Raw genomic sequence first — 26062 nt, 5'->3', positions numbered from 1 at the left:
TATGGAACGCATCGACCACGTACTGCCGTGGAGCCATCTGGGCAGCGAGCGCAAAATTTCGGTATTCCGCTTTGGCCACGGCGAGCGTAAAGCCTACATCCAGGCCAGCCTGCACGCCGACGAACTGCCGGGCATGCGCACCGCCTGGGAGTTGAAAAAACGCCTTGGCGAACTCGAAGCCCAAGGCCTGCTCAACGGTGTGATCGAGCTGGTGCCAGTGGCCAACCCGCTGGGCCTCGGCCAATTGCTGCAAGGCAATCATCAGGGGCGTTTCGAAGCGGGCAGCGGCAAGAATTTCAACCGCGACTTCGTCGAGCTGAGCGCGCCGGTAGCGGCAGCCTTGGCCGACAGCCTCGGTGACGATCCGCACGCCAACATCCGCCTGATCCGTCAGGCCATGGCTGATCATCTGGCGGCACTGCCCGAGGCGAGCAGCCAGCTGCAAGGCATGCAGCGGGTTTTGCTCAGCCACGCTTGCACCGCTGACGTGGTGCTCGATCTGCATTGCGACGCCGAAGCCGCGCTGCACATGTACGCGCTGCCGCAGCACTGGCCGCAGTGGCGTTCGCTGGCCGCGCACCTGAATGTGAAGGTCGGTTTGCTGGCAGAAGATTCCGGCGGCAGCTCGTTTGACGAGGCGTGTTCGTTACCGTGGCTGCGCCTGTCGCGGCAGTTCCCGGACGCGCAGATTCCGCTGGCGTGCCTGGCGACCACCGTCGAACTTGGCGGTCAGGCCAACACTGACCGCGCCGATGCCGTGGCCTGGGCTGAAGGCATTCTGGCGTTCCTCGCCGAGCAGGGCCTGATCACCGGCGAGTGGCCGCAACCGGCGCACGAAGCTTGCGAAGGCATGCCGTTCGAAGGCACTGAATTGCTGCTGGCGCCGCACCCTGGTGTGGTGAGTTTCCTGCGTAAGCCCGGCGAGTGGGTCGACGCCGGGGATGAGATTTTCGAAGTGATCGATCCTGTGTCCGATCGGGTCAGCACGGTGTGTGCTGGTACCTCCGGGGTGCTGTTTGCCATTGAACGGCTGCGCTATGCCCAACCCGGTTTCTGGCTGGCCAAGGTGGCGGGGCGCGAAGCGCTGCGTCACGGGCGCTTGCTCAACGACTGACTGACTGTTTTTGTGAGAACCGACCGCATGTACAAACTTGAAGTCCAAGACCTGCATAAACGCTATGGCAGTCACGAAGTGCTCAAGGGCGTGTCCCTGAAAGCGGCCGCCGGCGATGTGATCAGCATCATCGGCTCCAGTGGCTCCGGCAAAAGTACCTTCCTGCGCTGCATCAACCTGCTCGAGCAGCCGCACGCCGGCAAGATTCTGCTCAACAACGAAGAGCTGAAACTGGTGGCGAACAAGGACGGCGCGCTGAAAGCCGCGGATCCGAAGCAGCTGCAACGCATGCGTTCGCGCCTGTCGATGGTGTTCCAGCACTTCAACCTGTGGTCGCACATGACCGCGCTGGAAAACATCATGGAAGCGCCGGTCCACGTGCTGGGCGTGTCCAAGGCTGAAGCCCGCGAGAAAGCCGAGCACTACCTGAACAAAGTCGGCGTGGCCCATCGCAAAGACGCGTTCCCGGGGCACATGTCCGGTGGCGAGCAGCAGCGCGTGGCAATCGCCCGTGCGTTGGCGATGGAGCCGGAAGTCATGCTGTTCGACGAACCGACTTCGGCCCTTGACCCGGAGCTGGTCGGCGACGTGCTCAAAGTGATGCAGGCCCTCGCTCAGGAAGGTCGCACCATGGTCGTGGTGACTCACGAAATGGGCTTTGCCCGTGAAGTGTCGAACCAGTTGGTGTTCTTGCACAAAGGTGTCGTGGAAGAAAGCGGCAACCCGCGCGAAGTGCTGGTCAATCCGCAATCGGAGCGTCTGCAGCAGTTCCTGTCGGGCAGCCTCAAGTAATCGCTGCCGTTATGCACCAAACTAGGTCATGCTTCGCGACCTGAAGACTGGCTCGGTCCCCCCTGTGGGAGCGGGCTTGCTCGCGAAAGCGGTCGATCAGTCAACATCATTTGCTGTCTGAACCATCGCCTTCGCGAGCAAGCCCGCTCCCACAATGGACCTGCGACAGCTTCGATTACGGGCTAGCATTGGCCCATGCCTTCATCACCGTTGTTCGTTTCGGATTGCCCGCCCATGACTGCCCATCGAATTGGTTTCCTGATTTGGCCCAGCACTAAAGCGTTGACGCTGGCGCTGGCGGAGGAGGCCTTGCGTGTTGCTCAGCGGGTACACCCGGAAGTGGTTTACGAGTTGTCGTTCCTGCAGGCCGAAGCCGTGACCGATGGCGCGGCCGACGGTGCCTGGCAGCTGCCGGGCGAGGCGTGGGCCGGCAAGCTGGAAAACTTCCAGAAACTGTTTTTGCTCGCTGACGAACCGCCGACCACCCTGGCTCCGGCGCTCAGCAGCGCGCTCAAGCAACTGGTGCGTGCCGGTTGTGTGATCGGCGGTCTGTCGGCCGGTGTCTATCCGCTGGCGCAACTCGGTCTGCTCGACGGTTACCGCGCGGCCGTGCACTGGCGCTGGCAGGACGATTTTGCCGAACGCTTCCCGAAGGTCATTGCCACCAGCCATCTGTTCGACTGGGATCGCGATCGCCTGACCGCGTGTGGCGGCATGTCGGTGCTCGACTTGTTGCTGGCGGTGCTGGCCCGTGACCACGGCGCAGAGCTGGCCGGTGCGGTGTCCGAAGAACTGGTGGTCGAGCGCATCCGCGAAGGCGGCGAACGCCAGCGCATTCCGTTGCAGAATCGCCTCGGCTCCAGCCATCCGAAGCTCACCCAAGCGGTGCTGCTGATGGAAGCCAACATCGAAGAACCGCTGACCACCGACGAAATCGCCCAGCACGTGTGCGTGTCCCGTCGGCAACTGGAGCGGATCTTCAAGCAGTACCTCAACCGCGTGCCGAGCCAGTACTACCTGGAACTGCGCCTGAACAAGGCCCGGCAGATGTTGATGCAGACCAGCAAGTCGATCATCCAGATCGGCCTGTCCTGCGGCTTCTCCTCCGGGCCGCATTTCTCCAGCGCCTATCGCAACTTCTTCGGCGCCACGCCGCGGGAAGATCGCAACCAGCGGCGCAGCAGCAGCCCGTTCGAATTGTCCTCGGTGCCGCCCGAGCGCGGCTAAAGGCTCAATCCTCGTGAGTCGAGTCGCCCGAGGACGATACCTCCATTTCCGCGCGCTCGATCACCGCTTCGATGTCGAAATCGACGCTGGTCAGTCGGAAATACTCAATCAGAATCTTCAGGCTCGCCTCGGAAAACGGATTGCCCTGCAAATCGATGTTTTCGCTGAATTCCCTGGGCCACTCCAGTAAATCGCTGGGCACCTCGGTGATGGCGTTGTCGCTGAAGTCGGCTAATTCCAGTTGCGTGAGTTGCCCGAGCCCGACGGGCAGTTCAGTGATCTCGGTATTGTCGAGCCGCAAGGTTTTCAGCCCTGCCATCTGACTCACGTCGGGCGTCAGCGTCAGCGGATTGTTGCTCAGCGACAGATGTTCCAGCTTCGTCATCTGTGCCAGTTCCAGCACCGCATCCGGGGTCAGGGTGATTTCGCATTCGGAGAGGTTCAGCGCCCTGAGTTCGCTCATCTGGAACAGGCTCGGCGGCAGTTCCGTCAGACGAAACTCACGCAACGTCAGCGCGCGCAGTTTCGCGAAACTCTGCAGAAACCGGGTCACGTTGCCGGTGTGTCCGTGGCTGCTGCTCAGGTACATCAGCGAAACATGGCTGAAATCGGCGTTCAGTGCCGGCAGGTCGCCGGTGACGACCGTGTCCAGGCCCAGTTCGTAACCTGCGCTCATCAAGTCGCCGGGTTCCTCCGATTCGGTTTCCCTGCGCCAGCAGCGCAACAGCAGTTCTCTGAATTCATCGCGGGACGCCTGTTCGATTGACAGTTGCCGTTCGGTGAATGGCAGTCCGCTGCTCGGATGCAGGGCGGGGATGTCGGCAGTCCAGCGATTGAGGTCATTGTGCAGGCTCAGCAGTTCACCCTGCAGACGCGACAGTTCGGCGGTTCCCTGTTCGAGATCACCCGGCAGCAGATAGATAAAGCGGCTGGCTTCTTCTTTATCCATCAACGGGTAAAGCGACTGCACTTGCAGGATGTCGTTTTCCGGCGCGTAGATGCTGAAGTCGAGGCCGGTTTCGGCATAGTGGCGTTTGATGCGCTCGTGGGTGCCGAGGTCTATCGGGTTTTTTCCCAGATCAATGCCTTCTTGAATGCTGGGTGGCAGTGCGAAGAGTGCTTCGGGCAGTTGCACGATGGCATTGTCATTGAGCAGTACGGTATTGAGCCGGGTTCGAGTCAGCAGGCCATCGGGAAAGTGCTCGATCCCGGTGTGCGCCAGATCGATGTATTCCAGGTTCGGCATGCTGGCGACATCGGGCGCCAGGCCTAACGGGTTCTTGTACAGATCGAGCGATTTCAGATGTATGAATTGCGCCAGCGTCGCTCGGCTTTGCGCGGTGAGTGTGATCCCGCAGTCGCTGAGCACCAGTTCTTCCAGTCGGGGGAAGTGGGCGATTGCATCCGGCAGGTAGCGCAGATTGAAACCGCGCATGTTCAAGCGTTGCACGCCTTTGAAATGTTGCAGGAACTCGTGAACGCCGCGAGTGGTGGCATGGCCTTCCAGGGTCAGGTGAGTGGCGCCGGGGAAGTCGCAAGTGAGCACCGGCAGCTCGCCAATGATCGGATGGTTGATGCTGAGGCTGACGACCAGCACCTGTTCTTCGGCGATATCCTGCTGCAGTCGCCAGGCGTCGAGCAGGCTGACGGCAAACTCCCGGCGTGTGCTGCGTTGGGCAACCATCTGCTCCGGCGCGAGATTGATGCGAGTGCCGGGGAAAACATGCGGAATATCCGCACTCCATGGCCCGAGCGTTTGCTGCAATTGGGCATACTCGGCAATCAAGCGAGTGAGTTCTGCCCGGGGGCCATCGGGGTGTTGTTGCAGGCGCTGGACAAACGCGTCGAGTCGTTCCGGTGACAGGTGCGGCAACAAGTTTTCAGTTCGGTCTTTGAGGGTGGGCATGTTGCGGGGCATCTGCCGGTAGCCGTCGGTTCCGCCGAGCAGACGCATTACCTCGGGGTCGAACGTCGGCTTGTAGTCGGGATGCCGCGCCAGCAACGCGCGCAAGTCGTTACGGCTGAGCCTGTGTACGCTGATCAGGCGTTTGAATTTCTCGCCCTCACCTGTTTGCAGTTTCAAGGCCGCGCGTGCCCGATCCGGCATGGCCCGTAGCAGGCAATCGTAAAAGTCTTCGCCGCCACTGAGTTCTGCGCCTGCACCGTCAAAGGCCTGATGGTTGCCCTCGATGGTCAGGACGAGCACCTTGCGTTCCGCCGCGTCCGCAGGGCCAATGCTGTCGATCAGAGCACCCTCGAAATCATAGTGGCGGACTTCCAGGCGCAATCCACGCGGCCAGCCCGCGAGGTGTTCCAGCGTATGCAGCGCCAGCAACTCGGTGTCGGGGTTGTGGCGAGTCGATTGCAACTCGAGCCCTTCGCGGGCGCGGGCCATACGCACTTGCAAGGCGGCCTCCCGGGTCAGCTCGGTCAGGCGCGGTGACAGCACGCCACGGCTGAGCTTGCGCCGCTGCGCCCCGTGCGTGGTTTCGACCAGGGCTTCGGCAACGCTGCGCGGAATGTCGCGGTGCGCGTCCATGATGTATCGGGCGAGCGCCGAAGTGCCTTGTTCGAGTCGGCGATAACGTTGCTCGAACAGGCTTTGCCGGCGAGTTTGCGCCCGCGCCGACAAAAACTGTCGCAAGCGTTGCGCCCTGACCTCCAAAGACTGCGCCGGTGCGCCGAAACTGTCGCCCATCATGGTTTTGACTTCGTTTTCCGGCAGGGCGAGCAACAGTGTTTTCAACAGATCGCCGTGCTGGAGTCGGGTCACATCGATCTGCAAGGTGAGGGTGTCGGCGGCCGGGTGTTGCCATAACGTTTGCCCCTGTCCGTCATGCAGGCGCAAGCCTCTGTTCGCCGGCCAGTGTTGGCTGTTCTGCAGCAGTTCGAGTTGCATCAGCGGGTCTGCCTGCAAATACACCTGCGCTTGATCGCTGGCCGTCTGGGTTATGAAGGTTTCGATGTCGTGATCGATGTTGAAGCGCTTGAGCGTATCGGCAAACAACGGCGGCAGGCGTGTGCCATTGACATGGGCCTTGCGCAGCGCGTTCTCGGAGCAATCGCTGACGCGCAGCAGACGCTCGCGTTCGGAAAGGCGCTGCACCTCGACGCCTGAGCGCTGCAGCAAGGTGGGCTGGTCCCAGGTCAGCGGTTGATCGAGTTCGGTTTTCCACAGTCCTTCGCCGTTGTGCCTGAGCTGCGGCTGGTAAGCCTCGGGGCGTGTGGGATGCTCGATGCGGTACTCGCCGCTGGCAGGGTCGGTGACGACCGCATAGTGTTTGCCTTCGATGGTCAGCCAGCGTTTGCCCTGATGCTGGTGCAAGCCTTGAGCGTCGGGTTCGAGTGCATCGGGTAACGGATTGCCGCGTTCATAGGGTTTCAGGTCCGCAGACCAGTAACGGCTTGTCCCGTCAGGCCGCTTGACCAGGCTGAGGCGATCGATGAACCGGACGATTTCCTCTGGCAGCAGGGCGCGGAACTCATTCGCGGCAATGGCCCCGCCGATGGCAAAGGTGCCCATTTGTACCGCTGATTCGACGGCCCCGACAAAGTGGCCGATGGCTCGCTTGCCGTGGCCTTCGGCCCAGTCGATGACCCCTTCAAAGGCGACGTCGAGGAGTTGGTAGGCCATGTAGCCGAGCATCAGCTCGCCCAGCACCGGCACGAATGGCAAAACAATGAACGCGGCGATGGTCAGCAGCGTCGAGGCGATGTCGGTCATGGCATCCCATAACGCCCAGCGTGCTCGCCGGTCGACTTCGGCGGTGGACACCGCAATCACGCGGGCGTCATTGAGTATCTTGTCGAGTTTGCTGCGATACAGGTGCGTCAGGGGCGCAAGCTTGAGCGCGGTCGCCTTGAGGCGCAGCCGCGCGTTCGGGTTGGGTTCTGCCCGCCAGGCCGGTTGTGGGTCGTTCGGCGTCAGGGGGTGCCAGGTGACCGGATTCAGTTCCTGATTCAGCTGCGCGAAAAAACGGCCTTGATCTTCGTGGTTGATGAAGCGGCTGAAAAAACGCTGGTAGCCGGTATCGCTCAGGCGTTGGCTCAGGTCCCGATCAAATGCTGCCGACGAAGGGTATTGCTTGATCGGATGCTCAGGATCGTCCGGGATATAAGCCACCACACTGACGACCTCCTGCGCCTGCGCTGCATCGGGAGCGAACAGCAGCACGCCGCTGAGTGGCACGTCCATGATGCTCAGCGAGTGGCTGTACCAAAGCTGTCCTTTGAGCTGCCGATGGGGCGTGTTATCGAGCAATCCGAGAATCAGCGAATGCACATCGCTCGCCAACCGTTTTTGCAACTGCGCCATGTGCAGCGCTGCGCTCAGAGCGGTTTTTTCGCGGTGCCGGATCTTTCCCTGCAGCGGCGCGGCGGCCTGTGGTTTGTTGACGTTCAGGTAGTTTTCCAGATAAGCCTTGTACTGCTGGCCGATATCCAGCTCACGGCATAACCGGGTGAACCCGCTGATGGGCATCTTTTCCAGGATCTGCGGCAACTCGCTGAACTGTCCATTGGCCGAAGGTGGCGTGATGTAGGTTGAGGTCGAGTCGAATGCGGCGGCCTCGGTTTCGCCACTTTCGAAGTTGTGCAGCGCGGCCTCCAGCAACGAAACGGTCCAGGTTCGCGCGGCGCCGGTCTTCGCCCGCAGCCATGGCAGGTGCGTGGGGATGTGCAGGTGCAGACAGGTCTGGCGTACATCTACCGTCAGGCCAAAGCGGGTTTCCAGCAGCGCCTGCAGCAGCGGTTCGGCGAAATCGGCTGGATTCTTGAGGTCGGCCAGCGCACGTACAACTCGGTTATGGCTGCTGGCGTGCTGTGCGAGTCGCGTATCCAGCGCCGCGCGTTGCGCAGATCGAGTGTGTTGCAGCGCGGTTGGCAGTTTCGGCGTTGCCTGGCTCAGAGCTGCGCGTTGCTCAGGTGCAGACTGGCGTAGCCACAGCGGAATGGCGTCGAGCAGAGGCTGATAATGGCTGTCGGGCCGGGTGAGGTCGAACGGGGTGTTGTCGGGTGCGTGATTCATGCGCAAAAGGTCGCCGTCGCGGTTCAAAGACGCGTAGCAAACCCCGGCAGCGATCCCGCCAGGTGGTACATGACTACCGCAGTTGAAAAATCGCTTTGAGATACAAAGGGATTGCTCTGCCGCAAAGCCGTCACGCCAGTTAAACTGCGCCTTTGTGACGCTATATGTCGCATTGCCGTAAACCCCGGAAATTCCGGGGTTTGCGCTATAAGAAGTTGTCGCTTGGCGACAAGGCCGGGCATAAAACTGTCCTTACAATCCCCTCATCGCTCGCCAGTTCCAGGCGGGTGTTCCTCTTCAGGAGACTCCGATGTCCGTTGAGCACGCTGCGGTACAACGCGCCGATTTCGACCAGGTAATGGTTCCCAACTACGCGCCTGCCGCTTTCATTCCGGTGCGTGGCGCCGGTTCCCGCGTCTGGGACCAGAGCGGCCGCGAGCTGATCGACTTCGCTGGCGGGATTGCCGTTAACGTATTGGGCCACGCGCACCCGGCGCTGGTCGGTGCGCTGACCGAACAGGCGAACAAGCTGTGGCACGTGTCCAACGTGTTCACCAACGAGCCGGCGCTGCGCCTGGCGCACAAGCTGATCGACGCCACGTTTGCCGAGCGCGTGTTCTTCTGCAACTCCGGCGCCGAAGCCAACGAGGCCGCGTTCAAGCTGGCCCGTCGCGTGGCGTTCGACCGGTTCGGCAGCGAGAAGTACGAAATCATCGCCGCGCTCAACAGCTTCCACGGCCGCACCCTGTTCACCGTCAACGTCGGTGGCCAGTCGAAGTACTCCGACGGTTTCGGCCCGAAAATCACCGGCATTACCCATGTCCCTTACAACGACCTGGCCGCGCTGAAAGCCGCGGTTTCCGACAAGACCTGCGCGGTCGTGCTGGAACCGATCCAGGGCGAGGGCGGCGTGCTGCCGGCCGAACTGGCTTACCTGCAAGGTGCGCGCGAGCTGTGCGACGCGAACAACGCGCTGCTGGTGTTCGACGAAGTGCAGACCGGCATGGGCCGTACCGGCCACCTGTTCGCTTACCAGCATTACGGCGTGACCCCGGACATCCTGACCAGTGCCAAGAGCCTGGGCGGCGGTTTCCCGATCGCGGCCATGCTGACTACCGAAGCGCTGGCCAAGCATCTGGTCGTCGGCACCCACGGCACCACGTACGGCGGCAACCCGCTGGCGTGCGCCGTAGCCGAAGCGGTCGTCGACGTGATCAATACCCCTGAAGTGCTCAACGGCGTGAATGCCAAGCACGACAAGTTCAAGACCCGCCTGCAGCAGATCGGCGAGAAGTACGGCCTGTTTACTCAGGTGCGTGGCCTCGGCCTGTTGATTGGTTGTGTACTGAGCGATGCCTGGAAAGGCAAGGCCAAGGACATCTTCAATGCCGCTGAAAAAGAAGGCCTGATGATTCTCCAGGCCGGCCCGGACGTGATCCGTTTCGCCCCGAGCCTGGTGGTGGAAGACGCTGATATCGACGCCGGTCTCGACCGCTTCGAACGCGCTGCAGCGGCACTGACGCAAGCCTGATGGACCTTTCGACGCCTGAGGATTGCGGGCGTCGATCAAAATTTTAATGCCAGGCTGGATCAAATGTGGGAGCGGGCTTGCTCGCGAAAGCGGTGGGTCAGACAGCGAAAATGTTGGCTGACACAACGCTTTCGCGAACAAGCCCGCTCCCACACATGATCTGCATGCAGGCCCGGTTATTTTTTCTGTGAATTTAGACGAGAAAGGAGTGACACCATGCTGGTGATGCGCCCTGCGCAAATGGCTGATCTGGGCGAGGTACAGCGTCTGGCTGCGGACAGTCCGATTGGTGTCACTTCCTTGCCGGATGACGTGGAACGTCTGAGCGACAAGATCGCGGCGAGCGAAGCCTCGTTTGCCGCCGAAGTGAGCTTCAATGGCGAGGAGAGTTACTTCTTCGTCCTCGAAGACACCGCCACCGGCAAACTGGTCGGTTGCTCGGCCATCGTCGCCTCGGCCGGTTATTCGGAACCGTTCTACAGCTTCCGCAACGAGACCTTCGTCCACGCCTCCCGCGAGCTGAAGATCCACAACAAGATCCACGTGCTTTCGCAGTGCCACGACCTGACGGGCAACAGCTTGCTGACCAGTTTCTACGTGCAGCGCGAGCTGGTGGGTTCGCCGTGGTCCGAACTCAATTCCCGGGGTCGTCTGTTGTTCGTCGCCAGTCACCCGGAGCGCTTCGCCGATTCAGTGGTGACCGAAATCGTCGGCTACAGCGACGAAAACGGCGACTCGCCGTTCTGGGACGCGATCGGTCGCAACTTCTTCGACCTCAACTATGCTGCGGCCGAGCGCCTGTGTGGCCTGAAGAGCCGCACCTTCCTCGCCGAACTGATGCCGCATTACCCGATCTACGTGCCGTTGCTGCCGGACTCCGCTCAGGAAGCGATGGGCCAGGTGCACCCGCGCGCGCAGATCACCTTCGACATCCTGATGCGCGAAGGCTTCGAGACCGATCACTACATCGACATTTTCGACGGTGGCCCGACCCTGCATGCGCGTGTGTCGGGGATCCGTTCGATCGCCCAGAGCCGCGTGGTGCCGGTGAAGATCGGCGAGCCGGTCAAAGGTGCCGGGCGCCAGTATCTGGTGGCCAACGCGCAGTTGCAGGATTACCGCGCGGTGTTGCTGGAGCTGGATTACGCGCCGGGCAAACCGGTGACCTTGGATCTGGAAGCAGCCGAAGCCCTCGGCGTCGGTGAAGGTGCCAGCGTGCGCCTGGTGGCGGTTTAAACGCCTTAGCGAGTTTCACGGGTGGCGAAGGCGGCCCGTTTGAGGAGATAGCATGATTGTTCGTCCCGTACGCAGCGCCGATTTATCCGCGCTGATCGACCTGGCCCGCAGCACCGGCACCGGCCTGACCACCTTGCCGGCCAACGAAGAGCGCCTGACCCATCGGGTCGGCTGGGCCGAGAAGACCTTTCGCGGCGAAGCCGGCCGTGGCGACGCGGACTACCTGTTCGTGCTCGAAGACGACAACGGCCGCGTGGTGGGGATTTCCGCCATCGCTGGCGCGGTCGGTCTGCGTGAGCCGTGGTACAACTTCCGCGTCGGCCTGACCGTCAGCGCCTCGCAGGAGTTGAACATCTATCGCGAGATCCCGACGCTGTTCCTCGCCAACGACCTGACCGGCAATTCCGAGCTGTGCTCGCTGTTCCTGCACGCCGATTACCGCACCGGCCTCAACGGCCGTATGCTGTCCAAGGCGCGCATGCTGTTCATCGCCGAATTCCCTGAGCTGTTCGGCAACAAGATCATCGCCGAAATGCGCGGCGTCTCTGATGACGCCGGCCGCTCGCCGTTCTGGGAAAGCCTCGGCCGGCACTTCTTCAAGATGGAATTCAGCCAGGCCGATTACCTGACCGGCGTCGGCAACAAGGCGTTCATTGCCGAACTGATGCCGAAATTCCCGCTGTACACCTGCTTCCTGTCGCCGGACGCGCGCAACGTCATCGGTCAGGTGCACCCGGACACCGAGCCGGCGCTGGCCATGCTCAAGAGCGAAGGTTTCAGCTATCAGGGCTACGTCGACATTTTCGACGCCGGCCCGGCCATCGAATGCGAAACCAACAAGATCCGCGCGGTGCGTGACAGCGAAGCGCTGGTGCTGGCGATCGGTACGCCGGGCGACGACGCCACGCCGTTCATCATCCATAACCGCAAGCGCGAAGATTGCCGCATCACGGCTGCCCCGGCCCGACTGGCCGCCGGCACCTTGGTGGTCGATCCGCTGACCGCCAAACGTCTTCAACTCAACGCTGGCGATCAAGTGCGCGCCGTGGCGTTGTCCGCTGCCCGGGAGGCGAAATAATGAATTCTCTGTACATCGCAGGTGAGTGGCTGTCCGGTCAGGGCGAAGCTTTTCAATCGCTGAACCCGGTGACCCAGCAAGTGCTGTGGTCGGGGGAGGGCGCGACCGCTGCTCAGGTCGAGTCCGCCGTACAAGCGGCGCGTCAGGCGTTCCCGGGTTGGGCGCGCCGTTCGCTGGAAGAGCGCATCGGCGTGCTCGAAGCCTTCGCTGCTGCGCTGAAAAACCACAGCGACGAACTGGCCCGCACCATCGGTGAGGAAACCGGCAAGCCCCTGTGGGAAGCCGCGACCGAAGTCACCAGCATGGTCAACAAGATCGCGATCTCGGTGCAGAGCTACCGTGAACGGACCGGTGAGAAGAGCGGCCCGCTGGGCGACGCCACCGCCGTGCTGCGCCACAAGCCACACGGCGTGGTTGCGGTGTTCGGCCCTTACAACTTCCCTGGGCACCTGCCGAACGGGCATATCGTGCCGGCGCTTCTGGCCGGTAACAGCGTGCTGTTCAAGCCCAGCGAACTGACGCCGAAAGTCGCCGAGCTGACGGTCAAGTGCTGGATCGAAGCCGGTCTGCCGGCCGGCGTCCTGAACCTGCTGCAAGGCGCGCGCGAAACCGGTATCGCCCTGGCGGCGAATCCGGGGATCGACGGCCTGTTCTTCACCGGTTCCAGCCGTACCGGCAACCATCTGCACCAGCAGTTCGCCGGGCGTCCGGACAAGATCCTCGCGCTGGAAATGGGCGGCAACAACCCGCTGGTGGTCGATCAGGTGGCTGATCTGGATGCGGCGGTGTACACGATCATTCAGTCGGCGTTCATCTCTGCCGGCCAGCGCTGCACCTGTGCCCGGCGTCTGCTGGTGCCGCAAGGCGCGTGGGGCGACAGTCTGCTCAAGCGTCTGGTGGAGGTCAGTGCGAGCATTGAAGTCGGTGCGTTCGATCAGCAGCCAGCACCGTTCATGGGCTCGGTGATTTCCCTCGGCGCGGCGAAAGCGCTGATGGACGCTCAGGAACATCTGTTGGCCAATGGCGCGGTGTCGCTGCTGGCGATGACCCAGCCACAGGCGCAATCGGCCCTGCTGACCCCGGGCATTCTCGACGTGAGCGCCGTCGCCGAGCGCCCGGACGAAGAACTGTTCGGCCCGTTGCTGCAAGTGATTCGCTACGTCGATTTTGCGGCGGCGATCGCTGAGGCCAACGACACCGCTTATGGTCTGGCGGCCGGTTTGCTGTCGGATTCCGAGGAACGTTATCAGCAGTTCTGGCTGGAAAGCCGCGCCGGTATCGTCAACTGGAACAAACAGCTGACCGGTGCCGCGAGCAGCGCGCCGTTCGGCGGCGTCGGTGCTTCGGGCAACCATCGCGCCAGTGCCTATTACGCGGCGGACTACTGCGCGTACCCGGTGGCCTCGCTGGAGACGCCGAGCCTGGTGTTGCCGGCGGCCCTGACGCCTGGCGTGAAAATGGTGTGATGCCTATCGCTGGCAAGCCAGCTCCCACAGGTTCGGCGGTGTTCACATTTCTTGTGTCCGACTCAGTCACTGTGGGAGCTGGCTTGCCAGCGATGGCCGCGACGCGGTCGCACTGAACAGTTAGTTACTGAAGCCTATAACAACAGATTCTCGTGGAGCCTCGCTGATGAAATCCTATGAAGTCAATTTTGACGGTCTAGTGGGGCCGACCCATAACTACGGTGGTCTGTCCTACGGCAACGTTGCGTCGCAGAGCAACAGCCAGCAATCCTCGAATCCGAAGGAAGCGGCGCTGCAAGGTCTGGCGAAGATGAAAGCGCTGATGGACATGGGCTTTCAGCAGGGCGTGCTGGCGCCGCAGGAACGTCCGGACGTGGCCGCGTTGCGCCGTCTGGGTTTCAGCGGCACCGACGCGCAAGTGATCGAGCGCGCTGCCAAAGAAGCCATGCCATTGCTGGTTGCCAGTTGCTCGGCCTCGAGCATGTGGGTGGCCAACGCCGCCACCGTCAGCCCGAGCGCCGACACCGCGGACGGCCGCGTGCATTTCACCGCCGCCAACCTCAACTGCAAATACCACCGCAGCATCGAACACCCGACCACCAGCCGCGTGCTCGGGGCGATGTTCGCCGATCAGCAGCACTTCGCCCATCACGCCGCTTTGCCGGCCGTGGCGCAGTTCGGTGACGAAGGCGCCGCCAACCACACGCGTTTCTGCCGTGAGTACGGCGAGGCCGGGGTCGAGTTCTTCGTGTTCGGTCGCAGCGCGTTCGACACCCGTTACCCGGCGCCGCAGAAGTACCCGGCGCGCCAGACACTGGAAGCCTCGCAAGCGGTGGCGCGTCTGCACGGCCTGCGGGACGAGGGCGTGGTCTACGCACAGCAGAACCCGGCGGTGATCGATCAGGGGGTGTTCCACAACGACGTGATCGCGGTGGGCAACGGCGAGGTGCTGTTCTATCACGAGGACGCGTTCCTCGACACCGAACAGATGCTGGCCGAGCTGCAGGGCAAGCTCGCGAAGGTCGGCGGTCAATTCCAGTCGATCTGCGTACCGCGTTCGGCGGTCACCGTGGATGACGCGGTGCGTTCCTACCTGTTCAACAGCCAGTTGCTGTCGCGTGCCGACGGTTCGATGCTGTTGATCGTGCCGCAGGAGTGCCAGGCCAATGAGCGCGTGTGGGCTTACCTGCAAAGCCTGACCAGCTCCGGCGGTCTGATCCGCGAAGTGAAGGTCTTCGACCTCAAGCAGTCGATGCAGAACGGCGGTGGCCCGGCGTGCCTGCGACTGCGCGTCGCGCTCAATGAAACCGAGCTGGCGGCGGTCAACTCAGGGGTTATCATGACCGCACCGTTGTACGGTTCGTTGACCGCATGGGTTGAAAAGCACTACCGCGACCGCCTCAGCGAAAGCGATCTGGCGGATCCGCAGTTACTGCTGGAATGCCGGACGGCACTGGATGAACTGACGCAAATCCTTAAACTGGGCGCGGTTTATCCATTTCAGATCAATTGATGGCCGGCGCGCCGCCTGAGCGCGGCGCGCGGCTTGTCTCACCAAGAGAGTAAAAACATGAGCGATTCCCTGCAGCTGATCCTTGAAGACACCGACGGCACGCAACTGCAAACCTCGTGCACCCGCGTCGCGGTCATGTGGCAAGGCAAAGAGCTGTGGATCCAGCAGGACGGCCGTGGCCAGCTGCTGATCGGCGTGGACGTCGAGGAAGGCGATGAAGAGTACGCCAACCTGCTGCTGCGCCCATTGGCGACTAATCTGGTAAGTCTGCAACTGGAAATGGAACCGGCTGACCTCGGTGACGATGAAGACCACGTGCACGGCCCGGATTGCAACCACGATCACTAAGGAAACCGCTCTATGCTCGCCCTCGGCAAACTGCTTGAACTGACCCTCGCCGGCCGCGAACCGGCGGAGAAGACTCAACTGACTGTCGAAGGCGTGCGTATGCGCTGGTTGAGCGAGGGTGCGCTGGAAGTACGGCCACCCGAAGCGCGTGACAATGGCCTGGACCTGCTGCTGTCGGCAGGTATCCACGGCAATGAAACAGCGCCGATCGAGTTGCTCGACCGGCTGCTGCATGACATCGCTCGCGGCGATCTGAAGCCGCGTGCACGCATTCTGTTCCTGTTCGGCAACCCGGAAGCGATTCGCAAGGGCGAGCGCTTCGTCGAGCAGGACGTCAACCGGCTGTTCAACGGCCGTCATGAACAGACCAGCGGCTCTGAAGCCATTCGCGCCTGTGAGCTGGAGCGTCTGGCGGCGAGCTTCTTTAGCCTGCCGGACCGCCAGCGTCTGCACTACGACCTGCACACCGCGATCCGTGGCTCGAAGATCGAGCAGTTCGCCCTGTATCCGTGGAAGGAAGGTCGCCCGCATTCGCGCCGCGAACTGGCGCGCCTGCGTGCCGCCGGGATGGAAGCGGTGCTGTTGCAGAACAAACCGTCGATCGTGTTCAGCGCCTACACCTACGACAGGCTCGGGGCCGAGGCATTTACCCTGGAGCTGGGCAAGGCGCGACCGTTCGGGCAGAACGACGGCGTGAATGTCTCGCGGCTGGAAACCCGTCTGAAGCAGATCATCGAAGGCAATGAGCCGGATCTGGATGAAGCAGGTCTGGACGGGTTGCAGCTGTTCAGCGTCGCCCGGGAAATCATCAAGCACAGCGATGCGTTCCGCCTGAATCTGCCGGCGGACATCGAGAACTTTTCCGAGCTGGAGACGGGTTATGTGCTGGCCGAAGACCTGGCCAATACCCGTTGGGTCATCGAGGAAGAGGGCGCTCGCATCATCTTCCCCAATCCCAAGGTCAAGAACGGCCTGCGCGCGGGCATCCTGATCGTGCCGGCCACTGACGAAAGCCTCGCCTGACGCAATTACCGGTTCGACATAAATCACTGTGGGAGCGGGCTTGCTCGCGAATGCGGTGTATCAGTGAAACATCTATTACTGACACACCGCATTCGCGAGCAAGCCCGCTCCCACATTTGGATTTGAGTGAGACTTGAGACCTCACTCAGTTCCGGATCGCCTTACACCGCAACTGCGCGCGGCTCTGTGCGACGCAGCGCCCGAACCTTCTGCAGCGTATCCGCGCACGTCCGTGCCGCTTCCTGCCCCTTGTGCACAAAGTGCTCGAAGAAGAACTTCTGATGCTCTTCACCTGCATGGAAGTGGTGCGGGGTGAGGGACACCGAGAACACCGGTACTTCGGTTTCCAGCTGAACCTGCATCAGGCCGCTGACCACCGACTGAGCGACGAACTCATGGCGGTAGATACCGCCGTCCACCACCAGTGCGGCGGCGACGATGCCGGCATAACGACTGGTCTTGGCCAGCAACTTGGCGTGCAGGGGCATTTCAAAGGCGCCGCCGACCTCGAAGATGTCGATGTCCGATTCCTGATAACCCAAGGCAAGCATTTCGGCGACGAAGCCTTTGCGGCTCTGGTCGACGATTTCCTTGTGCCAGCAGGCCTGGATGAACGCAACGCGCTCGCCGTGAGGGTGTTTGGTTTTGCTGTCGATAGCGGTGGGTTGCATGTTCTGACTCCTGTTTGTGTGAAAAACAGGGCATTTATGAATCGAAAGGGATTCGAGGGTACGCACGAGCACGCAAGCGCGCGGGCGGCCCTTTGGTGTCAATCCCGTTCTCTCTTCATCCGGACTATGACCGTCGGCCCCGGAATCACACCGGGTCTGCTGACCTTGCCGCCGTGCACCGCCAAAGTGGTGTCGTCGCCAAGCGCTCGCGGGCTATGCGCATTGCGCGCAATTACCGCCGGTGGGGAATTGCACCCCGCCCTGAGAACGTGTTCGCCGCCCTATGGCGGGCGGCGGCAAGTTTGTAACACATATTTTCAGGGCTTGCATACTCAATACCGGCCGACCGAAATACAGAACCTGTGGGAGCGGGCTTGCTCGCGAAAGCGATTTGACCTTCAACGCAAATATTGGCTGGCAGTGCGCCTTCGCGAGCAAGCCCGCTCCCACATGGATTGCGCTTTCCTGAAGAGTAACGTGGCCTTTTTTCATGAAAGGCTTGAATAATCTGCCTCATGACCGCAGTAATTCACCTTCGAAAAGGGATTTCCCCTGCTGATACCGAGGCCAGGTTCATGAGCGTTATCGATCTTCGCAGCGACACCGTCACTCAACCGACTCCGGCCATGCTCGACGCGATGACCGCGGCGGCTACCGGCGATGATGTGTATGGCGAAGATCCGACGGTCAATCGTCTGGAAGCGGAACTGGCCAAGCGACTGGGTTTCGCCGCAGCCTTGTTTGTCCCGACCGGCACCATGAGCAACCTGCTGGGGCTGATGGCGCATTGCGAGCGCGGTGACGAATACATCGTCGGGCAGCAGGCGCACACCTACAAATATGAAGGTGGTGGCGCGGCGGTGCTCGGTTCGATCCAGCCGCAGCCGCTGGAAGTGCAGGCTGACGGTTCGCTGGATCTGGATCAGGTGGCAGCGGCGATCAAACCGGACGACTTCCATTTCGCCCGCACGCGGCTGCTGGCGCTGGAAAACACTATGCAAGGCAAGGTGTTGCCGCTGGAGTATTTGGCGCGGGCGCGTCAATTCACCCAAGCGCATGGTCTGGCCCTGCATCTGGATGGCGCGCGCCTGTACAACGCGGCGGTCAAACTCGGCGTGGATGCGCGGGAAATCACCCGGCATTTCGATTCGGTGTCGGTGTGCCTGTCCAAAGGTCTGGGCGCACCGGTCGGATCGGTGCTGTGCGGCTCCGAGGCCCTGATCGGCAAGGCGCGGCGCTTGCGCAAGATGGTTGGTGGCGGCATGCGTCAGGCCGGATTGCTGGCGGCGGCCGGGCTGTATGCGCTGGAGCACAACGTTCAGCGTCTGGCGGATGACCACGCCAATGCGCAATTTCTGGCTGAAGGCCTGCGCGAGGCCGGCTTCAGCGTCGAGCCGGTGCAGACCAACATGGTCTACGTGCAGATCGGCGACCAGGCCGAAGCGCTCAAGACGTTTGCCGCCGAGCGCGGGATCAGGTTGAGCGCCGCGGCGCGCCTGCGTATGGTCACGCACATGGATGTCAATCGCGCGCAAATCGAGCAAGTGCTCGCGACATTCGTCGAGTTTTCGCGCAAGTGACAGGATTACCCGTCCAATTGACCGTTACTATCGTATAAACACGCTGTACCCCGCGCCAAGGGCCGATATAATGCGGCCCTTTGCCGTCGTTTCGTCTGTTGACGTTTCGTACAGGCCTTTGGCCGCAGCCTCCGTGGAAGAACCTAATGAAAAGCGCAGAAATCCGTGAAGCCTTCCTTCGCTTCTTCGAAGAGCAAGGCCACACCCGTGTAGCCTCCAGCTCTTTGATTCCGGGCAACGACCCGACCCTGCTGTTCACCAACGCGGGGATGAACCAGTTCAAGGACTGCTTCCTGGGGCAGGAAAAGCGCGCGTACACCCGCGCAACCAGCAGCCAGAAGTGCGTGCGTGCCGGTGGCAAGAACAGCGACCTGGAAAACGTCGGTTATACCGCTCGTCACCACACCTTCTTCGAAATGCTCGGTAACTTCAGCTTCGGTGACTATTTCAAGCACGACGCGATTACCTTTGCCTGGACCTTCCTGACCGGCGTACTGAAACTGCCGAAGGAAAAGCTCTGGGTCACCGTCTACGCCTCCGATGACGAAGCGTATGACATCTGGACCAAACAGATCGGCGTGCCGGTCGAACGCATGATCCGCATCGGCGACAACAAAGGCGCGCCGTACGCCTCCGACAACTTCTGGACCATGGGCGATACCGGCCCGTGCGGCCCGTGCACCGAGATTTTCTACGATCACGGCGAGCACATCTGGGGCGGCCCACCGGGTTCGCCGGAAGAAGATGGTGACCGTTACATCGAGATCTGGAACAACGTGTTCATGCAGTTCAACCGCACCGCCGATGGTGTGTTGCATCCGCTGCCAGCGCCGTCGGTGGACACCGGCATGGGCCTGGAGCGGATCAGTGCGGTGATGCAGCACGTCAATTCCAACTACGACATCGACCTGTTCAAGAACCTGCTGAAAGCCTCGGCCGAAGCCATCGGTTGCGAAAACGGCGATCAGTCGTCGCTGAAAGTGGTGTCCGACCACATTCGCTCCTGCGGCTTCCTGATCGCTGACGGCGTGCTGCCGTCCAACGAAGGTCGCGGCTACGTGCTGCGCCGGATCATCCGTCGCGCCTGCCGTCACGGCAACAAACTGGGCGCTACTGGCAGCTTCTTCTACAAGATTGTGGCCGCGCTGGTCGCCGAGATGGGCGACGCCTTCCCGGAGCTGAAGCAACAGCAGGGCAACATCGAGCGCGTGCTCAAGGCTGAAGAAGAGCAGTTCTCCAAAACGCTGGAGCATGGCCTGAAGATCCTCGAACAGGACCTGCTGGAACTCAAAGGCACCGTGGTCCCGGGCGACGTGGTGTTCAAACTCTACGACACCTACGGTTTCCCGATGGACCTGACCGCCGACATCGCCCGCGAGCGCGGGCTGACCGTCGACGAAGTCGGCTTCGAGCGTGAAATGGAAGCCCAGCGTGTGCGTGCGCGTTCCGCCAGCTCGTTCGGTCTGGACTACAACACCCTGGTCAAGGTTGATGTGGCCACCGAGTTCACCGGCTACAAAGACACCAGCGGTTCGGCAAAAATCGTCGCGATCTATAAAGATGGCCAGTCGGTCGACGTCTTGAGTGAAGGCGAAGAGGCGGTGATCGTGCTGAACCAGACGCCGTTCTACGCTGAATCCGGCGGCCAGATCGGCGACTGCGGTTTCCTCCAGGCCGGTAACGCACGTTTCGACGTTCGCGACACCACCAAGACCGGCGGCGCCTTCCTGCACCACGGCGTATTGAGTTCGGGCAGCCTGACCATTGGCGCGCCAGTGGAAACCCACGTCGATGCCGAAGTGCGTCACGCCACTTCGCTGAACCACTCGGCCACCCACTTGCTGCACGCAGCACTGCGTCAGGTGCTGGGCGAGCACGTACAACAGAAAGGCTCGTTGGTGGATAGCCAGCGTCTGCGCTTTGACTTCAGCCATTTTGAAGCGATCAAGCCAGAGCAGATCAAGGCGCTGGAAGACATCGTCAACGCCGAGATTCGCAAGAACTCCGCGGTTGAAACCGAAGAAACCGACATCGAAACCGCCAAGCAGAAAGGCGCCATGGCGCTGTTCGGCGAGAAGTACGGCGACAACGTGCGCGTGCTGAGCATGGGCGGCGATTTCTCCGTCGAACTGTGTGGCGGTATCCACGCCAACCGTACCGGCGACATCGGCCTGCTGAAAATCATCAGCGAAGGCGGTGTGGCATCGGGCGTGCGTCGTATCGAGGCAGTCACCGGTGCTGCGGCACTGGCCTACTTGAACGCCGCTGAAGAACAACTCAAGGAAGCGGCCAGCCTGGTCAAGGGCAGCCGCGACAATCTGATCGACAAGCTGTCGGCCGTGCTGGAGCGCAACCGCGCGCTGGAAAAGCAACTCGAGCAGTTGCAGGCCAAGGCTGCCAGCGCCGCGGGCGACGATCTGTCGAACTCGGCAGTCGACGTCAAAGGCGTGAAGGTGCTGGCCGCACGTCTGGATGGTCAGGACGGCAAGGCGCTGCTGGCGCTGGTCGATCAGCTGAAAAACAAACTCGGCCGCGCAGTGATCCTGCTCGGCAGTGTCCATGAGGAAAAGGTCGTACTGGTTGCCGGTGTAACCAAGGACCTGACTGGCCAACTCAAAGCCGGTGATTTGATGAAACAGGCTGCTGCGGCAGTGGGCGGGAAGGGCGGTGGTCGTCCGGACATGGCGCAGGGCGGCGGTGTCGACGCCGGCGCACTGGATGGCGCACTGGCGCTGACCGTTCCATTCGTCGAGCAGGGTTTATAAGACGGTCCGTCGGGCCTGCGGTCTAGTGGCAGGCCCGGCGGCTGTTCGATTGATTATTGGGCGCCCTTCATGGGCAGAGGCGGCTTTGAAATGGCTTTGATCGTACAGAAATTTGGAGGCACCTCGGTCGGTACTGTCGAGAGAATCGAGCAGGTCGCCGACAAGGTTAAGAAATTCCGCGATGCCGGCGATGACCTGGTGGTTGTGCTGTCTGCAATGAGCGGCGAAACCAACCGTCTGATCGATCTGGCCAAGCAAATCAGTGGCGACACGCAACCGGTTCCGCGGGAACTGGACGTGATCGTTTCCACCGGTGAGCAGGTGACGATTGCCCTGTTGGCCATGGCGCTGATCAAGCGCGGTGTGCCGGCGGTGTCGTACACCGGTAATCAGGTGCGGATCCTGACGGACAGTGCGCACAATAAAGCGCGTATCTTGCAGATTGATGACCAGAAGATTCGCGGTGATCTGAAAGCCGGTCGCGTGGTAGTGGTCGCCGGTTTCCAGGGCGTCGACGAGCACGGCAATATCACCACCCTCGGCCGTGGCGGTTCCGATACCACGGGTGTGGCCCTGGCGGCGGCCTTGAAGGCCGATGAGTGCCAGATCTACACCGACGTCGATGGTGTCTACACCACTGACCCGCGTGTGGTGCCGGTGGCTCAGCGTCTGGACAAGATCACCTTCGAAGAGATGCTGGAAATGGCCAGCCTCGGTTCCAAGGTGCTGCAGATCCGCGCGGTGGAATTCGCCGGCAAGTACAACGTTCCGCTGCGCGTACTGCACAGCTTCAAGGAGGGTCCGGGCACCCTCATTACTATTGATGAAGAGGAAACCATGGAACAGCCGATCATCTCCGGCATCGCTTTCAACCGCGATGAAGCCAAGCTGACCATCCGTGGCGTGCCAGACACCCCGGGCGTGGCGTTCAAGATTCTCGGCCCGATCAGTGCCGCGAACATCGAAGTCGACATGATCGTGCAGAACGTCGCGCACGATAACACCACCGACTTCACCTTCACCGTACACCGCAACGACTACCAGGCCGCACAGACCGTGCTGGAAAACACCGCTCGCGAGATCGGTGCCCGGGAAGTGGTCGGCGACACCAAGATTGCCAAGGTCTCGATCGTCGGCGTCGGCATGCGTTCGCACGCAGGCGTGGCCAGCCGCATGTTCGAATCCCTGGCGAAAGAAAGCATCAACATCCAGATGATCTCGACCTCGGAAATCAAGGTTTCCGTGGTGATCGAAGAGAAGTACCTGGAACTGGCCGTGCGCGCCCTGCACACGGCTTTCGAACTGGACGCGCCTGCCCGTCAGGGCGAGTAAATCCGGTCATCTGAAGGGCGCGGTCTGACCGCGCCCTTTATTTTTGAATGGCGCGAGCCCCTGAACTGTTCTTTTGCTCGTGCTGGTCAATACTCAGGCATGTAGGGCTACGATCGCTCCGGTTGTAGGTCGGGTGCCTTTTTTTTGCAGACTGTTGTCCCTGAAATGAAATGCGTGAGGAGAAAGGTATGCTGATTCTGACTCGTCGGTGTGCAGAAAGCCTGATTATCGGTGATGGCGAAATCACCGTGACTGTGCTCGGCGTTAAAGGAAATCAGGTGCGTATCGGCGTCAACGCCCCGAAAGAGGTTGCCGTGCACCGTGAGGAAATTTACCTGCGTATAAAGAAAGAGAAGGACGAAGAACCAAGCCATTAATTTTTATCGATTTTTATGTTTGCAAACGGGGAAGAAGGTGGTTAATATACGCCCCGTGTTGCGGAGAGCTGGCCGAGTGGCCGAAGGCGCTCCCCTGCTAAGGGAGTACACCTCAAAAGGGTGTCGGGGGTTCGAATCCCCCGTTCTCCGCCATTATTTGCTTAGTACGTTGTAATCTGGCTTTTTCTGTAAGTTGTTGAATTTATTAGAAAAAGTGGTTGGAATAGAGATTAGACGGGCTATAATGCGGCGCAACAAATGCACTCGTAGCTCAGCTGGATAGAGTACTCGGCTACGAACCGAGCGGTCACAGGTTCGAATCCTGTCGAGTGCACCATTTAAGAGAAGCTTGCAGCAATGCAGGTGACTCGGCTTCAACCAGTTGTGGTCTGGTTTAAAAACACAAATGCACTCGTAGCTCAGCTGGATAGAGTACTCGGCTACGAACCGAGCGGTCACAGGTTCGAATCCTGTCGAGTGCACCATTTAAGAGAAACTTGCAGTAATGCGGGTAACTCGGTTTCAGCCAGTTGTGGTCTGGTTTAAAAACACAAAATGCACTCGTAGCTCAGCTGGATAGAGTACTCGGCTACGAACCGAGCGGTCACAGGTTCGAATCCTGTCGAGTGCACCATATACCGAAAAGCCCGCGTTTAACGCGGGCTTTTTGCTGTCTGCGATTTGCCTTTTCCTTTCACGCATCCTCTTTCATCAAAATCGACTTGAGCAGTGCGCCCACGCTTCAGGTCGTAGCGATAGCTGGTCGTCGATGCTCGGATATTCACCTTGTCCGGTTTGCCAAGGGCACTTTCGACATCCTCCTGGCTCATACCGGCAATCACCCGTTGATTGATGATTGCCGCGCGGCGCTGTCTGGCATCGATCAGGTTTCCGCATTTGTCCTGTTGACGGCTAACGATGCCCGGCTCGCCTCTGATTGTCATGCCGGTCAGTTCTTCGTGATTGTGCTCCGGCATGATCGGCACCACGGATCCGGGCGAGTAGGGGTGAACCTGCTGCTCTGAACGCTGCTCATCGTTTGCGCAGCTCAGGCTGGTGAAGGTGATGCGCCCGTCGGGCGCTTCGCAGCGGTGCAAGGTGGTAGAGGCCGCGGCGGGCGGCAGGCAGAGCAGGGTGGCGAGTACAAAACGTGATGTTCCAGAGCGCATTCGACGTCCTCCTTGACGGTCTACGCTCAAGGGTAGTTGCTCCATTTTTGAACGCCGGTGTGTTTTCTTTTCAGAATGCGTCGTCGCATTTGCACGGCTCAGCACAGCGCTCAGGTTTGTTTCGCAAGCGCTTGTTTCGGCCACGATTTTTTAACGTTTAAAACCGTCAGGCGGTGTATCATTGCGCCCGTCAGCCCCGCCGGGGCTAGTGGAAAACCTCCATGGACTTACCCAGTAGTTACTCAGTAGCCCGTTTCACCAATCATGAATTGACTGATTGATCCTTCCGGCGTGCCCCGCTGCTGGGAGTGGAGTTCGCCTATGTCTGAAATCGAAGTAAAGAAAACCCAGGAAAGCCTGCAGGATCGCCTGGCTCAGGTCGTTGAGCTGCTGCAGCGCCAGAAGGTCGTCGAAGACCTGACTCATCGCCAGGAAGGCGCGCACCACGACCGGGTCGAGAACCTGGTTCACCGGCAGAACCTCGTCGAGCTGCAACGCAAACTCGATGACCTGCACTCCGCCGACGTTGCCTACATCCTTGAAGCCCTGCCGCTGGACGATCGTCTGACGCTCTGGCAACTGGTCAAGGCTGATCGCGACGGCGACATTCTTCTTGAAGTATCCGATTCCGTTCGGGAAACGCTGATCGCCGACATGGACGATCACGAGCTCCTGGCTGCCGCCAAGGACATGGATGCCGACGAACTTGCTGACCTGGCCTCCGAGCTGCCGCGAGACGTCGTCCATGAGCTGATGGAGACGCTCGACCAGCAGCAGCGCGAGCGCGTGCGGTCGGCCTTGTCCTATGACGAGGAGCAGGTCGGTGCGTTGATGGACTTCGAGATGGTGACCATCCGTGAGGATGTCAGCCTCGAAGTGGTGCTGCGTTATCTGCGCCGCCTCAAGGAATTGCCGGGACACACCGACAAACTGTTCGTGGTCGATTACGACGGTGTGCTCAAGGGCGTGCTGCCGATCAAGCGTTTGCTGGTCAACGATCCGGAAAAACAGGTTGCTGAAGTCATGGCCAGCGACCCGGTGAGTTTTCACCCGGACGAAGATGCCTATGATGCGGCTCAGGCGTTCGAGCGTTACGACTTGATCTCGGCCCCGGTGGTCGACAAGAACGGCAAGCTGATCGGCCGTCTGACCATCGACGAGATGGTCGACCTGATTCGTGAGGAGAGCGAAAGCGAAGTCCTCAACATGGCCGGTCTGCGTGAAGAGGAAGACATTTTCGCCTCGGTGTGGAAATCCCTGCGCAACCGTTGGGCATGGCTGGCGATCAACCTGATCACTGCCTTTGTCGCGTCGCGGGTGATCGGGCTGTTCGAGGGTTCGATCGAGAAGCTGGTGGCGCTTGCCGCGCTGATGCCGATCGTGGCGGGCATCGGCGGTAACTCCGGTAACCAGACGATCACGATGATCGTGCGCGCCATGGCGCTCGACCAGGTCAGCACCGGCAATACCTCGCGTTTGATGCGCAAGGAGCTGGCGGTGGCGTTGATCAATGGTCTGGTCTGGGGCGGGGTGATCGGTGTGGTCGCTTACCTGCTCTATGGCAGTTGGTCGCTGGGCGTGGTGATGACGGCGGCGATGACGTTGAATCTGCTGCTGGCAGCGTTGATGGGGGTGTTGATCCCGATGACCTTGGCCAAAATGGGCCGAGACCCGGCGATGGGTGCCAGCGTGATGATCACGGCCATGACCGACAGCGGCGGCTTCTTCATCTTCCTGGGGCTGGCGACGATCTTTCTGCTCTGATTCGTTGCAACGCAAAAGCTCGCCAATCGGCGAGCTTTTTTGTGCCTGTG

The 26062-nt window shown here is 60.9% G+C and carries 18 protein-coding genes, 4 tRNA genes and 1 riboswitch; of the genes, 19 read left to right on the top strand and 3 right to left on the bottom strand.

All coding sequences use genetic code 11. The features are described from left to right. Position 1: 1 nt before the first annotated feature. The 3 genes from ACXR0M_RS12930 to argR all read left to right on the top strand — a co-directional run bounded on the left by ACXR0M_RS12930 (position 2) and on the right by argR (position 3133). Positions 2-1114: a M14 family metallopeptidase gene (locus tag ACXR0M_RS12930; protein WP_458832235.1), complete on the top strand. Its 1113-nt coding sequence runs from the start codon at positions 2-4 to the stop codon at positions 1112-1114. 27 nt (positions 1115-1141) lie between these two features. After that, a complete protein-coding gene (locus tag ACXR0M_RS12925) occupies positions 1142-1906 on the top strand; it encodes an ABC transporter ATP-binding protein (RefSeq protein ID WP_003227281.1) in 765 nt (254 codons plus the stop codon). Positions 1907-2140: 234 nt separating this feature from the next. Beyond that, positions 2141-3133: a transcriptional regulator ArgR gene (argR, locus tag ACXR0M_RS12920; RefSeq protein WP_458832234.1), complete on the top strand. Its 993-nt coding sequence runs from the start codon at positions 2141-2143 to the stop codon at positions 3131-3133. Positions 3134-3137: 4 nt separating this feature from the next. On the opposite strand, the gene ACXR0M_RS12915 is transcribed toward argR, so the two are convergent. After that, positions 3138-8159, bottom strand: coding sequence for a dermonecrotic toxin domain-containing protein (locus tag ACXR0M_RS12915; RefSeq protein ID WP_458832233.1), 5022 nt, complete (start codon positions 8157-8159; stop codon positions 3138-3140). 310 nt (positions 8160-8469) lie between these two features. Between ACXR0M_RS12915 and ACXR0M_RS12910 the strand changes: the two genes are divergently transcribed. From ACXR0M_RS12910 to astE, 7 genes are all read left to right on the top strand, one after another. Next, on the top strand, positions 8470-9690 hold the full coding sequence (locus ACXR0M_RS12910) for an aspartate aminotransferase family protein (protein WP_458832232.1): 1221 nt from the start codon (positions 8470-8472) through the stop codon (positions 9688-9690). Between the two features lie 216 nt (positions 9691-9906). Then, entirely contained in the window at positions 9907-10926 is a 1020-nt protein-coding gene (gene aruF / locus ACXR0M_RS12905) for an arginine/ornithine succinyltransferase subunit alpha (protein WP_458832231.1), read from the top strand. Between the two features lie 52 nt (positions 10927-10978). After that, positions 10979-12004 carry an arginine N-succinyltransferase gene (gene astA / locus ACXR0M_RS12900; protein ID WP_458832230.1) on the top strand — a complete coding sequence of 342 codons (1026 nt, stop codon included), beginning with the start codon at positions 10979-10981 and terminating at the stop codon, positions 12002-12004. After that, positions 12001-13470, top strand: coding sequence for a succinylglutamate-semialdehyde dehydrogenase (gene astD, locus ACXR0M_RS12895; protein ID WP_458832447.1), 1470 nt, complete (start codon positions 12001-12003; stop codon positions 13468-13470). The genes astA and astD overlap by 4 nt, the downstream gene beginning before the upstream one ends. 166 nt (positions 13471-13636) lie before the next feature. Further along, positions 13637-14983 (top strand): N-succinylarginine dihydrolase, encoded by a 1347-nt coding sequence (gene astB / locus ACXR0M_RS12890; protein ID WP_458832229.1) that lies wholly within the window; start codon positions 13637-13639, stop codon positions 14981-14983. 57 nt (positions 14984-15040) lie between these two features. After that, positions 15041-15331, top strand: coding sequence for a topoisomerase II (locus ACXR0M_RS12885; protein WP_458832228.1), 291 nt, complete (start codon positions 15041-15043; stop codon positions 15329-15331). A 12-nt stretch (positions 15332-15343) separates the two neighbouring features. Continuing rightward, the gene (gene astE, locus ACXR0M_RS12880; protein WP_458832227.1) at positions 15344-16354 is read left to right on the top strand and encodes a succinylglutamate desuccinylase; all 1011 of its coding nucleotides are present in this window, start codon (positions 15344-15346) and stop codon (positions 16352-16354) included. A 161-nt stretch (positions 16355-16515) separates the two neighbouring features. Here the strand turns inward: astE and ACXR0M_RS12875 are convergent, their stop codons facing one another. Further along, on the bottom strand, positions 16516-17025 hold the full coding sequence (locus ACXR0M_RS12875) for a 6,7-dimethyl-8-ribityllumazine synthase (RefSeq protein WP_458832226.1): 510 nt from the start codon (positions 17023-17025) through the stop codon (positions 16516-16518). Between the two features lie 102 nt (positions 17026-17127). Beyond that, positions 17128-17298, bottom strand: a riboswitch (FMN riboswitch). Positions 17299-17600: 302 nt separating this feature from the next. Between ACXR0M_RS12875 and ltaE the strand changes: the two genes are divergently transcribed. The 8 genes from ltaE to ACXR0M_RS12835 all read left to right on the top strand — a co-directional run bounded on the left by ltaE (position 17601) and on the right by ACXR0M_RS12835 (position 23713). Beyond that, positions 17601-18605 (top strand): low-specificity L-threonine aldolase, encoded by a 1005-nt coding sequence (gene ltaE, locus ACXR0M_RS12870; RefSeq protein WP_458832225.1) that lies wholly within the window; start codon positions 17601-17603, stop codon positions 18603-18605. A 146-nt stretch (positions 18606-18751) separates the two neighbouring features. Beyond that, on the top strand, positions 18752-21370 hold the full coding sequence (gene alaS, locus ACXR0M_RS12865; RefSeq protein ID WP_458832224.1) for an alanine--tRNA ligase: 2619 nt from the start codon (positions 18752-18754) through the stop codon (positions 21368-21370). 90 nt (positions 21371-21460) lie between these two features. Beyond that, positions 21461-22702, top strand: a complete 1242-nt coding sequence (locus ACXR0M_RS12860) for an aspartate kinase (RefSeq protein ID WP_007919332.1) — start codon at positions 21461-21463, stop codon at positions 22700-22702. 188 nt (positions 22703-22890) lie between these two features. After that, the gene (gene csrA / locus ACXR0M_RS12855; RefSeq protein ID WP_002554426.1) at positions 22891-23079 is read left to right on the top strand and encodes a carbon storage regulator CsrA; all 189 of its coding nucleotides are present in this window, start codon (positions 22891-22893) and stop codon (positions 23077-23079) included. Positions 23080-23141: 62 nt separating this feature from the next. Beyond that, positions 23142-23232 (top strand) — tRNA-Ser (locus ACXR0M_RS12850). 107 nt (positions 23233-23339) lie between these two features. Further along, positions 23340-23416: transfer RNA gene (locus tag ACXR0M_RS12845), tRNA-Arg, on the top strand. Between the two features lie 71 nt (positions 23417-23487). Continuing rightward, a tRNA-Arg gene (locus ACXR0M_RS12840) sits at positions 23488-23564 on the top strand. Between the two features lie 72 nt (positions 23565-23636). Further along, positions 23637-23713, top strand: a tRNA-Arg gene (locus ACXR0M_RS12835). Between the two features lie 19 nt (positions 23714-23732). Here ACXR0M_RS12835 and ACXR0M_RS12830 read toward each other — a convergent pair. Beyond that, entirely contained in the window at positions 23733-24248 is a 516-nt protein-coding gene (locus tag ACXR0M_RS12830; protein WP_458832223.1) for a DUF4124 domain-containing protein, read from the bottom strand. A gap of 321 nt (positions 24249-24569) precedes the next feature. Between ACXR0M_RS12830 and mgtE the strand changes: the two genes are divergently transcribed. Then, on the top strand, positions 24570-26012 hold the full coding sequence (gene mgtE, locus ACXR0M_RS12825) for a magnesium transporter (RefSeq protein ID WP_007963078.1): 1443 nt from the start codon (positions 24570-24572) through the stop codon (positions 26010-26012). Positions 26013-26062 lie beyond the last annotated feature (50 nt).

This window comes from Pseudomonas sp. Eth.TT006 (genome assembly GCF_054456575.1).
Note: the sequence above shows the minus strand (reverse complement) of the source record. Positions and strands in the feature narration are given on the sequence as shown.